General features: G+C 71.7%; 10 protein-coding genes and 2 pseudogenes. 1 reads left to right on the top strand and 11 read right to left on the bottom strand.

From position 1 onward, the window contains the following. The 8 genes and pseudogenes from AC2W7E_RS16140 to AC2W7E_RS16105 form a co-directional block, all read right to left on the bottom strand. Window positions 1-96 (bottom strand): annotated as a pseudogene (locus tag AC2W7E_RS16140) (30S ribosomal protein S3); the annotation flags it as partial. Between the two features lie 43 nt (window positions 97-139). Beyond that, window positions 140-1,444 carry an ornithine--oxo-acid transaminase gene (rocD, locus tag AC2W7E_RS16135; RefSeq protein ID WP_378871750.1) on the bottom strand — a complete coding sequence of 435 codons (1,305 nt, stop codon included), beginning with the start codon at window positions 1,442-1,444 and terminating at the stop codon, window positions 140-142. A 2-nt stretch (window positions 1,445-1,446) separates the two neighbouring features. Beyond that, complete coding sequence (gene ddaH, locus AC2W7E_RS16130) at window positions 1,447-2,325, bottom strand: dimethylargininase (protein ID WP_126894479.1); 879 nt, start codon at window positions 2,323-2,325, stop codon at window positions 1,447-1,449. A gap of 163 nt (window positions 2,326-2,488) precedes the next feature. Then, window positions 2,489-3,487: an NAD(P)-dependent alcohol dehydrogenase gene (locus tag AC2W7E_RS16125; RefSeq protein ID WP_485989521.1), complete on the bottom strand. Its 999-nt coding sequence runs from the start codon at window positions 3,485-3,487 to the stop codon at window positions 2,489-2,491. Beyond that, on the bottom strand, window positions 3,484-3,714 hold the full coding sequence (locus AC2W7E_RS16120) for a helix-turn-helix transcriptional regulator (RefSeq protein WP_060922632.1): 231 nt from the start codon (window positions 3,712-3,714) through the stop codon (window positions 3,484-3,486). Before AC2W7E_RS16120 ends, AC2W7E_RS16125 begins: the two co-directional genes overlap by 4 nt. Next, complete coding sequence (locus AC2W7E_RS16115; RefSeq protein WP_060922631.1) at window positions 3,714-4,148, bottom strand: hypothetical protein; 435 nt, start codon at window positions 4,146-4,148, stop codon at window positions 3,714-3,716. Before AC2W7E_RS16115 ends, AC2W7E_RS16120 begins: the two co-directional genes overlap by 1 nt. Before the next feature lie 467 nt (window positions 4,149-4,615). Beyond that, window positions 4,616-8,290: a proline dehydrogenase family protein gene (locus AC2W7E_RS16110; protein ID WP_485989520.1), complete on the bottom strand. Its 3,675-nt coding sequence runs from the start codon at window positions 8,288-8,290 to the stop codon at window positions 4,616-4,618. Between the two features lie 64 nt (window positions 8,291-8,354). Then, a complete protein-coding gene (locus AC2W7E_RS16105) occupies window positions 8,355-8,915 on the bottom strand; it encodes an acyl-CoA thioesterase (protein WP_025105424.1) in 561 nt (186 codons plus the stop codon). Between the two features lie 130 nt (window positions 8,916-9,045). Here AC2W7E_RS16105 and AC2W7E_RS16100 point away from each other — a divergent pair, with 130 nt between their 5' ends. After that, window positions 9,046-9,555: a GNAT family N-acetyltransferase gene (locus AC2W7E_RS16100; RefSeq protein WP_025105423.1), complete on the top strand. Its 510-nt coding sequence runs from the start codon at window positions 9,046-9,048 to the stop codon at window positions 9,553-9,555. 52 nt (window positions 9,556-9,607) lie between these two features. Here the strand turns inward: AC2W7E_RS16100 and AC2W7E_RS16095 are convergent. The 3 genes and pseudogenes from AC2W7E_RS16095 to AC2W7E_RS16085 form a co-directional block, all read right to left on the bottom strand. Next, a pseudogene (locus AC2W7E_RS16095) lies at window positions 9,608-10,757 on the bottom strand (acetyl-CoA C-acetyltransferase). 13 nt (window positions 10,758-10,770) lie between these two features. Next, window positions 10,771-11,244, bottom strand: a complete 474-nt coding sequence (locus tag AC2W7E_RS16090) for an ASCH domain-containing protein (RefSeq protein ID WP_485989519.1) — start codon at window positions 11,242-11,244, stop codon at window positions 10,771-10,773. Between the two features lie 3 nt (window positions 11,245-11,247). Further along, on the bottom strand, window positions 11,248-12,305 hold a 1,058-nt coding region (locus AC2W7E_RS16085), incomplete at its 5' end, for a cytochrome b/b6 domain-containing protein (protein ID WP_485989518.1).

Below are 12,305 nucleotides of genomic sequence, written 5' to 3'. Positions count from 1 at the left end.
CTGCGCGCCCTGCAGACCCTTGCGCATCGCGCGACGGAACGCCACGCGAGCCGAGAGCTGCTCGGCGATGCCCTGGGCGACCAGCTGAGCGTCGGCCGCAAGGGGGTGGCTCGTGCAGAAGGGGGTGGGTCGGCCGCGGTCAGGCGTCGAGTACCACCTTGAGCTGCTCGACGGCCCAGTCGAGCTCGGTCGCCCGGATGACGAGCGGCGGGGCGATGCGGATGGTCTGCCCGTGCGTGTCCTTCACGAGCACACCGCGGTCGAGCAGCTTCTCCGCGATCTCGCGGCCGGTGCCGATGGCGGGGTCGATGTCGACGCCCGCCCACAGCCCGGCGATGCGCACTTCCGTGACGCCGTGGCCGATCAGCGGCTGCAGCGCCTGCTCGAGGTGCGCGCCGAGCGCCCGCGCACGCTCCTGGAACTCGCCCGTCTGCAGCATCTCCACCACGCGGAGACCGACGGCCGCCGCGAGCGGGTTGCCGCCGAACGTGGAGCCGTGCTCACCGGGGCGGATCACGCCGAGCACATCCGTGTTCCCCACCACGGCCGAGACCGGCAGGATGCCGCCGCCGAGCGCCTTGCCCAGCAGGTACAGGTCCGGCACCACGCCCTCGCGGTCGCACGCGAACGTCTCGCCGACACGTCCGAGGCCGGCCTGGATCTCGTCGGCGATGAACAGCACGTTCTTCTCGTCGCAGATCTCGCGGATGCGGCGCAGATACCCCTCCGGCGGGATCACGACACCGGCCTCGCCCTGGATCGGCTCCACGAGCACGCCCGCCGTGTCCTCCGTGATGGCCGCGGCGATCGCCTCCGCGTCACCGAACGGCACACGGTCGAAGCCCGGCGTGTAGGGACCGAAGTCGTCGTGCGCGGTCTCGTCGTCGCTGAAGCTCACGATCGTCGTCGTGCGACCGTGGAAGTTGCCCTTCGCCACGACGATCCGCGCCTTCCCCTCCGGGATGCCCTTCACGCGGTAGCCCCAGGCCCGGGCGACCTTGATGCCGGTCTCCACCGCCTCGGCGCCCGTGTTCATCGGCAGCACGAGCTCCTTGCCGCAGAGCTCGGCGAGCGCCGCGGCGAAGGGCTCCAGCATGTCGCTCTGGAACGCCCGGCTGACGAGCGTGACCCGACCGAGCTGCTCGGTCAGGGCCGCGACGAGAGCGGGGTGCCGGTGCCCGAAGTTGACCGCGGAGTACGCCGCGAGCAGGTCGAGGTACCGCTTGCCCTCGACATCGGTGACCCACGCCCCCTCGCCGCGCGCGATCATCACCGGCAGCGGGTGGTAGTTGTGCGCGACGTGCGGCTCCGCGACCGCGCTGGGTCCCTGAGCCTGTCGAAGGGTCGAAGCGTCCGTTCCCTGGTTCGCTGCGTCCGCCCCCTGGGTCGCTGAGCTCGTTCTCTGGGTCGCTGAGCTCGTCGAAGCGCCCGCCGCCTGCTCGATCGTCACTTCGCACCCCGCAGTTCGAGCGTGCAGCACTTGATGCCGCCGCCGCCGAGGAGGAGCTCGGAGAGGTCGACGGTGATCGGGTTGTAGCCGCGCTCGCGGAGCTGCCGCTCGAAGCCCTTCGCCCGCGGCGAGATGATGACGTTGTAGCCGTCGCTCGACGAGTTCAGGCCGAACACCGCGCCGTCCTCGTCCGACACGAGGATCGCGTCCGGGAAGCGCTTCTCCAGCTCGGCACGGCTGGCGTCGTCGAAGGCTCCGGGGAGGTAGGCGATGTTCGCCCGCTCGGGGCCGCCGTTCCCCACGCCCTGCACGGGGTCGAGCACTGCGATCGCGGTGTCGAGGTGGTAGAAGCGGGGGTCGGTGAGGTTCAGCGACACGACCTCGCGGCCGAAGACCTCGCCGACCTCGCGGTGGCTGTCACCGGTGGAGCGAAAGCCCGTGCCCGCGAGGATCACATCGCCGACGAGCAGGAAGTCGCCCTCGCCCTCGTTGACCTCCTTCGGCATGACCGTGTCGTAACCCGCGGCGCGGAACCAGTCGGCGAAGGCCGGAGCCTCGCCCTGGCGCTCGACGAACCGGAACTCCGGCACATAGGCGCGGCCATCGATGAGGAAGCCGCCGTTGGCCGTGTAGACCATGTCCGGGTAGCCGGGGAGCGGATCGATGAGCTCGACCTCGTGGCCGAGCTCGACGTACAGGTCATAGAGCTTCTGCCACTGGGCGACCGCGTTGGCGGTGTCGGTCGGCCGCGACGGCTCCATCCACGGATTGATGGAGTAGTTCACCGTGAAGTGCTCGGGACGGCACATCAGGTAGTGGCGGCGGTGCGCGGTGCGCGTGGGGGCGGTGGTGACGGCGGTCTCCGGCGTCGACATGGATGCTCCTCGTGTGAACGGGCGCGGCGGACGCTGTCCAGGGGCCCGGCGGTCCTTCGACCCCCTGCTCGGACGAGGCGGAGGGGAAGATGCGACTCGGGCACGCCGGTGACCATTGTGCCACCGGACCCTGGGCGCCACCAGCATCCGTCCCGTGTCGCCCTCAGCCCTCGCGCTGCGTCACCACGACCTTGCCGACCGTGTGCCCGGCCTCGACGTGCGCGAGCGCCGACACCGCCTCGTCGAACGGGTACGTGCGCTCGATCACCGGAACCAGATGCCCCTCCTCGACGAGCTCGAGCAGCTTCGTGAGGACCTCAGGGCGCGAGGTCGCCGTGAGCGACACCACTCGGGGCCCGCGGAGCGAGAGCACGGCGGCGCGGATCATCCGCGGCACGGGGCCGAGCACGCGTCCGCCGTCGCCGGTCACGAGCACCACGCGGCCACCCGGACGGACGAGGCGCTGCAGCTCGCGGATCGGCACACCTCCCGCGATGTCGATGACGGCGTCGAACCGGGAGGAGGGCAGATGCGTGAGCGGAGACGTGCGGTGGTCGAGCGTGCGCACGGCTCCGAGGCGCTCCAGCAGCAGAGCGTTGTGCGCGCCGCACGTCGCCCAGACCTCGGCCCCGCGGAGCGCCGCGAGCTGGACCGCGAAGGTCCCCACGCCGCCGGACGCCCCGATCACGAGGACCCGCTGCGCACGGTGCCTCAACCCCACTCCGGCGGCATCGAGCGCCTGCCACGCGGTGCCTCCGGCGATCGGCAGGCACGCAGCCGCCTCGGGTGTCACGTCGGGCGGGACGGGCACGACACGGTCGGCCGCGATGCGGGCGTGGGAGGCGAGGCCGCCGCCGCCCTGCAGCTCCCCGACGACGAGTTCGCCGAGCTCGGCGTTCACCACGTCCGCGCCGACCGCCACGACGGTGCCGGTGACGTCGAGCCCGCGCACCGGGTTCTTGGGGCGGGTGAGCCCGAAGAACGGCCGGACCAGCAGCGGGTCGCCGAGGAGCAGCCGCACGTCGCCGGCGTTGAGGGCGGTGGCCTGCACGCGCAGCACGACCTCGCCCCGATGCGGCTGGGGGACGGGCTGCCGGGTCCGTGCTGTCCCGGCGGCCGGGCCGTACGTCTCGCGGGTCCAGGCGGGCATGGTCTCGGTCATGCGGCACCTCCGGGGTCGGTCGGATACGCGAACAGGTCGTCGATCCCGACGCCGAACGCCCGGGCGATCTGGAACGCGAGCTCGAGTGTCGGCGAGTACTTCTGCTGTTCGATCGCGATGAGGGTCTGTCTGGTGACCCCGATCGTGCGGGCGAGCTCGGCCTGCGTGAGTCCGGCGCGCTCGCGATGGGCGCGGATGGTGTTGGAGACGAGGGTGGGCTTGACCATCAGCGCAGCCCTCGGCGGTACGCGATCGCCCGGGCGACACCGCCGACGACGGCCGCCACGAGGAACCCGGCGAACATGGTGTTCGCGATCCAGAACACGTCGGCACCGAGACCGCAGAGGACGATGACCCCGAGGCCGGCGATGGTGACGAAGGCCTGCTCCACGCGGGCTCCCATCCGGCCGATGTCCCGGTCGCGGATGTCGGAGCGGCCGACGCCGTCCGGATCGGACATCCCGGCGATGATCCCCCAGAGGACGCTGAGCACGATCGTCCCGACGATGCCTCCGCCGATCGTCCACAGCATCAGCGGGAACCAGTCCGTGGCGGTGAGCGGTCCGCCGCCGGCTTGCTGCAGCAGCAGCACGACGTAGACGACCGCGACGATCGGGCTGACGATGAGCCCGGCCCAGACGTTGCGCTCCTCGTAGACCATGCGAATCCCCTCGTGTCAAAAATTCTTGACACGAGACTACGTCCGCCCGCCCCCCGTGTCAAGAATCTTTTACACCGCACCCCGTCCCCGCACCCCCGTCCCGTCTCCGCAGTCTCTCCCGGGATCACAATCGCACCCCCGCACCGCCTCTCCCGCCCGTTTCCGATCCCGCACGCCACCCACTCCCCCCACACCCGCGCCGCGGGATCAATAACGCCCCTCCCCAGGCCCCCGACGGCACCTTTTCGATCCGGCCTCCCGGAAGCTCCCGTCCCCTCCCCGCAGCACCCCACACTGATCCCGCACACCCACCGCAGGCGGATCGAGAACGCACCCCCGTCGCTCCGGAGCGGCGCCTTTTTGCACCCGCGGCTTGGAGACACGTACGCCCCGGAGGTGGGATCAGAATCGGACCCCGGATGGGGCGGAGCGGCACGTTATTGCCCCCGCACCGAAACGGCCGGGGGTCAGATGACGGAGGCGCTCCAGGGGTCGGGGTTTCCGTAGCGGTGGGCGGTGATCGAGACGGACTGCTCATGCACGAACGGGAGGAGCTCGATGCGGGCCGCCGCCGTCACCTCCGCGTCGTACACCGCGAGGTCCGGGTCACCGCCGGTGGCCACCGCCAGCGCGGAGCGCAGCGCCGCCACCGACTCCCGTCCACCCACGAGCCGCACGCGCCCATGCCGCGGAAGCACGGGAACACCCGCATCTCCCGCGGCCCCCGACTCCTCGGCCACCTGCATCCGCTGGAGCCACTCGACCTCCGTCTCCAGGAACACCACGGCGTCCAGGTCGCCCAGAGCATGCCGCACGCCCGCCGGAAGCCCGACCGGAGTGGACACGACGAAGCCCGCCCCCGCGCGCACTCCCGCGATCACGACCCGCAGCAGGTCGTGCAGGGCGGCGTCCTCGGTGGTGCGGATCTCCACGGGGACGGGCCGGTAGCGGAAGAGGTTGCGCTCGATCTCCAGCCGCGAGACGTCCCGCACCCGGCCGAACTCCCGGTCCCAGGCCAACGCGTCCGACAGAGCGGATCGCCGAAGCCACTCGAACGACTCGAACGGGAGGGAGGGCTGCGCCGCCTCGATGAGCCCCGTGATCCGGGAGTCGAGCCCCCGCAGATGGAGGGTGCTCGACGCCGGGGCCCCGTGCTGGGCGCGCCACGACCCGAGTCCGATGAGGTGGTTCGGCCCGCCCGGCTTGGCACCGGCGCCGACGGAGGAGCGCTTCCACCCGCCGAACGGCTGCCGCTGCACGATCGCCCCGGTGGTGCCGCGGTTGACGTAGAGGTTCCCGGCCTGCACGCGGTCGAGCCAGAAGGAGAGGTCGTCCGGGTCCTGTGTGTGCAGACCCGCGGTGAGACCGTAGGCGACGGCGTTCTGCAGGTCGACGGCCTTGGCGAGGGTCGGCGCGTGCATGACCCCGAGGACCGGTCCGAAGAACTCCTCGGTGTGGTAGCGGGAGCCGGACTGCACGCCGACCCGCACGCCCGGGCGCCACAGCCGTCCGCTGCCGTCGTCGGCGGGGTCGAGGGCGGGTTCGATGAGCCACCGCTCGTCGCCCTCCAGCTCGGAGAGGGCCCAGGCGAGCTTCCCTTCGGGCTTCTCGATGACCGGGCCCACCTCGGCGAGCGGATCCGAGGGCCACCCGACACGCAGCGAGCGGACAGCGTCGGCGAGCTGACGGGCGAAACGCTGCGAGCGCCCCACCGGCCCGACGAGGATCGCGAGCGACGCCGCGGAGCACTTCTGCCCCGCATGCCCGAACGCGCTCTTCACGAGGTCGGCCACGGCGAGGTCGAGGTCGGCCGAGGGCGTGATGATCATGGCGTTCTTGCCGCTGGTCTCGGCGAGCAGGGGCAGGTCGGGACGCCAGGAGCGGAACAGCGCCGCGGTCTCCCACGACCCGGTGAGGATCACCCGGTCCACAGCCTCGTCCGTGATGAGGGCACGGCCGAGGTCGCCTTCCTCGATGTCGACGAGAGCGAGAGCCTCACGGGGCACGCCACCGTCCCACAGCGCCTCCACGAGCACCGCCGCACACCGCCGCGCCTGCGGGGCGGGCTTCAGGACCACGCCGGAGCCCGCGGCGAGCGCCGCCAGCACGCCACCCGCGGGGATCGCGAGGGGGAAGTTCCACGGCGGCGCGACGACGGTCACGCGGGCGGGGACGAACACGGCGCCGGAGATCGCATCGAGCTCACGGCACGTCGCGGCGTAGTACCGGGCGAAGTCGACGGCCTCGCTCACCTCGACATCGGCTTCGGCGAAGACCTTGCCGGTCTCCGCCGCCGCGGCCTCGATCAGCTCCGCACGCCGGGACTCGAGGGCCGCCGCCGCGCGCAGCAGCACCTCGGCCCGTTCGGCTGCAGGACGCGCACCCCAGGCCGCCGCCGCGCCCTGCACGCCGCGCACGATGCGGCCGAGGTCGTCGGCGTCGTCGACGCGGGCCGCGGCCAGGACCTCCGTCCCGACCGTCGAGTCCGCGAGCCGCGCGCGGATCCCCGCCGCCCACTCGCGGTTGGCGGGGAGGGCGAGATCCGTATCGGCCGTGTTCGCGAAGCCCGGGGCGCCCCCGGTGTCCTCCCCGCGCTCGCGCGCCGCGTACACGGCGGTCTCGAGGAAGGCGCCGGTGTCGGCCTCGTCCGAGCCGCGCACGATGCCGAGCACGGCCTTCGTGAGATCGGCCTCCGCGACCGGGCTGACCGGCGTCGGCCGCACGGACTCGTGCACCGGCGCGAGGCGGTCCTGCGTGCGCCGCGGCCCGAGGGCGAGCGCCGGGTCGGCCGCCCGGTCGAGCGCGTCGAGGAAGCGGTCGGCCTCCCGGGCGAAGAGCGTCTCGTCGTCGTGCAGGTGGAACGCCGCGGAGAGGAAGTTCTCGGACGACGCGTTCTCCTCCAGCCGCCGCACGAGGTAGCTGATGGCCACGTCGAACTCGGCGGGCGCCACGACCGGCACGTACAGCAGCACCGGACCGACTTCGCGGGACACCGCCTGCACCTGCCCCTGGGCCATGCCGAGCAGCATCTCGAACTCGACATCGTCGCGGACGCCCCGCTCCCCGGCCCGCAGCCACGCGTGGGCGATGCCGAAGAGGTTGTGGCCGGCCACACCGATCCGCACCGAGGTCGTGTGCTCGGGCTGCAGCGCCCAGTCCAGACAGCGCAGGTAGTTGGCGTCGGTGTCGAGCTTGGTGTCGTAGGGCGCGGGCGTCCACCCGTGCAGCGTCGCCTCGACGTGCTCCATCGCGAGGTTCGCGCCCTTCACGAGGCGCACCTTGATGCGGGCTCCCCCGTGGATCACGCGGTCCTGCGCCCAGGCGGTGAGCTCCTGGAGGGCCGGGAGCGCGTCGGGCAGATAGGCCTGCAGCACGATCCCGGCCTCGAGCCCGATCAGCCGCGGATCCTCCAGGAGCCGCGTGAAGACGGCGATCGTGAGGTCGAGGTCGCGATACTCCTCCATGTCGAGGTTGATGAAGGTGCCGTCCGCTGCCGCCGTCACGTACAGCGGGAGCAGCCGCTCCACGACCCGGTCGACGACCTCGTCGAAGCCCCACATCGAGATGCGGCTGACGATGGCGGAGACCTTGACCGACACGTAGTCGACGTCCGGACGCCGGATGAGCGCGTGGATGCCGTCGAGCCGCCGCTGCGCCTCGGCCTCGCCCAGCACCGCCTCCCCGAGGAGGTTGAGGTTCAGGCGCGACCCCGACTCCCTCAGCTTCTCGATCGCGGGTCCGAGCTTCGCGGGCCGCGCGTCCACCACGAGGTGCCCCACCATCTCGCGCAGCGCCCGCCGCGCGAGGGGGACGACCGGGGTCGGCAGCACCGGGGCGACCCCGCCGCCGAGCCGCACGGCGGAGCGCAGGTACCACGGCAGGAACTCCGGCACGATGGGCGCGATCCGGCGCAGCTGGGAGGCCGCGGCGGTCAGGCTCTCCGGCCGCATCACGCCGTCGACGAAACCGAGGGTGAACGGCAGACCGTTGGCGTCGCGCAGGACTCCGGCGAGGCGTTCCGCTGCGGGGTCGACGTCGGCCGCGGCCGCCTCGATCACCCAGCGGCGCGCGAGTTCGACGGCCTGATCGGCGAGGGATGCGGATGCCCCCGCCTCCGCGGAGGATGACGACGACTCTGCCATGTGACCACCCTAGGTCTCCGGTCGCGGAATCCCGGGGTGCCCGACCGGGCGGGCCGGAGTCGGGTCAGTTCCAGATGCTGGGGGCGGGGGTGCGCACGGGAGGCAGGGCGGACGCGGCCGCCCAGTCGTGCACCCACGCGTCGATCTCCGGCACCCCGTCGGGCTTGCCCACCGCAGCGAAGAGCTCCTCGTTGCTGACCGTGCCGCCGGAGCGTCGCAGCACGCGGGCCCGCACGATGGCCCGGGCGTAGACCTCGCCGCCGACCACGGCACGATGCTCCAGGAACAGGGCCTTCTCGTCGTGCCCGATGAACCGGGACTGCACCTCGAACCGCTGCCAGAGCTGGAGCGACTTGCGGAAGGTGATCGTCTCGCTCGACACGACCGCGTACCAGCCCTGCTCCTTCATCACGTCGAACAACCCCGTGCGGATGAGGTGGTCCCAGCGACCGAGGTCGAACAGCGACAGGTACCGGCCGTTGTTCATGTGGCGGAGGATGTCGAGGTCGGTCGGCAGGGTGGTCACCGTCACGGTGCCGACGGCGGTGGGGTCGAGGGTCTTCCCCTGCCGCACGCGGCGACGCGCACCGAGGATCACGAGGAGGGTCCGCCAGATCACGTTCACGAGGACTGATCGTAGCCATCCGCGCACGACGGTCGAACTTCGTTGTCCGATTCCTCCATGCCCCCGGTGGGCCTCTCGGGGGCCGTCGTCCCGATTTCCGATTTCCACGGACCCGCCGTAGAGTCACCGCATGAGCGCCGAAGCCCAGCCCGAAGTCATCGTCCGTCCGGTCCGTGATGTGGATGCGGAAGCCCTCGGTCGCGTGCATGCGCAGTGCTGGCACGAGACCTACGATCACCTCATCAGCAAGGCGGCTCTGGAGAAGGTCTCCCCCCGCCGGATGGCCGAGCTCTGGACGCACTGGGCGGCGCAGGGCCCCGACTTCAAGATGAACGCGGCGCTCGTCGACGGCGAGATCGTCGGCTTCGTCGGCTCGGGTCCGGCCCGCGACAAGGACGCCCCGGCGTTCCGCGAGCTGTACTTCATCTACCTGCTCGACGCGTACCACTCGACCGGCATCGGGCAGAAGCTGTTCGATGCGGCCGTCGAGAAGGACGAGCCGCTCTACCTCTGGGTCGCCGAGGACAACCCCCGCGCGCACCGCTTCTACACGCGCAACGGATTCCACCTCGACGGCGCCGCGCACACCGAGCCGTTCCTCGGCGAGACGCTCACCGAGGTCCGCTTCGTGCGCCCCTGACCCTCGTCTTCACCGAAAGGGCCGCCCCGCGGGGCGGCCCTTTCGTCTGCGCTCAGAGGCGTTCGATGATCGTGACGTTCGCGACGCCGCCGCCCTCGCACATCGTCTGCAGGCCGTACCGGCCGCCGGTGCGCTCCAGCTCGTTGAGCAGTGTCGCGAGGATGCGGGTGCCGGTCGCGCCGATCGGGTGCCCCAGCGCGATGCCGCCGCCGTTGACGTTGACCTTCTCGTGCGGCGCACCGGTCTCGCGCATCCAGGCGAGCACGACCGAGGCGAACGCCTCGTTGACCTCGAACAGGTCGATGTCCTCGATCCGGAGCCCGGTGCGCTCCAGCGCGTGCCGGGTCGCCGGGATCGGCGCGGTGAGCATGAGCACGGGGTCGTCGCCGCGGACGGAGACGTGGTGGATGCGGGCCGCGGGGTGAGGCCGTGCTCCTGCACCGCTCGCGCACTGGCGATGAGCAAGGCGCTCGATGCATCGCTGATCTGCGACGCGACCGCGGCGGTGATCCGTCCCCCGGGCGCGAGCGGCGGCAGTCCGGCCATGCGTTCCAGAGTGGTGTCCCGGCGCACGCCCTCGTCGTGGTCGAGCCCGGCGAGCGGCGCGATCTCCGCCGCGAACCGCCCCTCGTCCTGGGCCACGGCCGCCCGGCGGTGACTCTCCAGCGCGTACCGCTCCATCTCCTCCCGCGAGATGTCCCACCGCTCGGCGATGAGCTCCGCGCCCCGGAACTGCGAGATCTCCTGGTCGCCGTAGCGCTCCTGCCATCCGGGCGACTCGGCGTACGGCGTCGTGAAGCCGTACTCCCGGCCGACGGTCGCGGCGGCCGTGAGCGGGATCCGCGACATGTTCTGCAGCCCGCCGGCGATCACGAGGTCGCCGGTGCCGCTGAGCACCGCCTGCGCGGCGAAGTGCACGGCCTGCTGACTGGATCCGCACTGGCGGTCGATCGTCACGCCGGGCACGTGCTTCGGGAAGCCGGCGACGAGCAGCGCGGTGCGCGCGACGTTCCCGGCCTGCCCGCCGATCGCATCGATGGCTCCGAGGATCACGTCGTCCACGGCGCCGGGGTCGATGCCCGTCCGGTCACGAGGGCCCGCAGACTGTGCGCGCCGAGGTCGGCGGGGTGGATCTCCGCGAGAGCGCCGCCACGGCGTCCGACCGGCGAACGGACCGCGTCGACGATGTAGGCCTCTGCCATGATCTCCCTCTTCTCAGTCCTCCGTGCCGGCCGGCAGGAGCAGCCGGAAGCGCTCGCACAGCACCGGCATGTCGGGTTCATAGCCGCGCGGGTTCTCGGAGTGGGTGCGCCAGTAGCGCTCGTGCACCTCGCGCCAGTGCGCGAGCGTGCGATCCCCCTCCCCCTCGGCGAAGGCGTGCGCCTCGTCGACCTCGTCGAAAGGCACGATGTCGATCGCCGTGGTCTCGATCACGGCGCGCGGGGCGCCGGTTCCGTCGAGGATGATGCTGAGTTCGCCGACGGTCGGCAGCGGATCCCCCGTCTCCTCGTAGTCCCAGACGGAGGACGCGGTGCCCACCTTGATGCCGCGGAGCACGAGCTCCAGGAGCTCGTCGGCGTGCTCCGGCGTCGCACCGAAACCCCACGCCGCGGGAAGGGCCTCGGGCAGGTGCGGCAGCGCGATGCGGGCCTCGCGCCAGTACTCCTCGATGGCGGTGCGGTCGGTCATGGATCAGCGCCCCGAGACCTTGCCGAACACCTTCGCGATCGGCGCGAGCACGAGCGGCCGCGCCGCGACCCACGCGATCGCGATCACGACGAGCGAGGCGATGAACACCCAGAACCCCGTCCACGTCGCGGCATCCTGCGCGGCGAACATGTGATTGAGGTTGCGCAGGAAGCCGGTCAGCATCACGAGCGCGACGTGCGCGATGATGAACGCCACGAAGTAGAGCATCACCGGGAAGTGCAGGGCGCGCGCCCATTCCACCGGGTACGCCTTCGACAGGCGCTCCGCCTTCTTGGGCCAGAGCCCCGACATGCGGAACCCGGTGACGGCGGCGAGCGGTGCCGCGAGGAAGACGGTGACGAAGTAGGCGAGCTGCTGCAGGCTGTTGTAGTTGTTCCAGCCGTTCTCGTGCGGCCAGTCGAACGAGATGTACTGCAGCGCCGCCGACAGCGCGTTCGGGAAGACCTCCCAGCTCGTCGGCACGATCCGCACCCAGTGCCCCGTGGCGAACAGCAGCACCACGAAGATCACGCCGTTCAGCAGCCACAGGATGTCGAGCGCCTGATGGAACCAGAGGTTCAGGCTGATCTTGCCCTTCGGGTTGTTCCGCGGCGTCCAGAACACGCTCGGACGCTTCTCCGTGCGCACCTGCAGCCCCGAGCGGATGATCAGCACGATCAGGAACATGTTGAAGAAGTGCGCCCAGTTGACCCACGGCGCGAAGCCGGGCTCGACCGGGATCGGCGGCTCGTACTCGCCCGGGAAGGCGGCCAGGAAGTCCTGCATGAAGGGGAGGCTCAGCAGCGTGCGGACGAGGGCCACGGCCGCGGCCGCGAGCACACCGAGAGCGGCAGCGCCGAACAGCGCCGCGATCGCCTGGGTCCAGGTCGGATGCCGGCGAGCGGTCGGGGTGGTCGAGGCGGCGGCCGGAAGGTGCCGCGGTGCACGACCGTTCCAGACCGTGCGGGTCCAGGGCAGCGGCGTGCTGATGTCGGCGGCCGGGGCGAGCGCAGTGCCGGGGGTGGCGGGCTCCGCCGTCGCGGGTGCCGCGGCCGGAGCCG

Source organism: Microbacterium sp. CFSPD4_SD4, from assembly GCF_057364585.1.
This window is presented reverse-complemented; position numbering and strand designations above follow the sequence as displayed.

Bases quoted from the DNA above. Each gene is read 5' to 3' on its own strand.
- ddaH (WP_126894479.1), bottom strand. From the start codon at position 2,325: ATGTCGACGCCGGAGACCGCCGTCACCACCGCCCCCACGCGCACCGCG.
- AC2W7E_RS16125 (WP_485989521.1), bottom strand. From the start codon at position 3,487: ATGACCGAGACCATGCCCGCCTGGACCCGCGAGACGTACGGCCCGGCC.
- AC2W7E_RS16120 (WP_060922632.1), bottom strand. From the start codon at position 3,714: ATGGTCAAGCCCACCCTCGTCTCCAACACCATCCGCGCCCATCGCGAG.
- AC2W7E_RS16115 (WP_060922631.1), bottom strand. From the start codon at position 4,148: ATGGTCTACGAGGAGCGCAACGTCTGGGCCGGGCTCATCGTCAGCCCG.
- AC2W7E_RS16110 (WP_485989520.1), bottom strand. From the start codon at position 8,290: ATGGCAGAGTCGTCGTCATCCTCCGCGGAGGCGGGGGCATCCGCATCC.
- AC2W7E_RS16100 (WP_025105423.1), top strand. From the start codon at position 9,046: ATGAGCGCCGAAGCCCAGCCCGAAGTCATCGTCCGTCCGGTCCGTGAT.
- AC2W7E_RS16090 (WP_485989519.1), bottom strand. From the start codon at position 11,244: ATGACCGACCGCACCGCCATCGAGGAGTACTGGCGCGAGGCCCGCATC.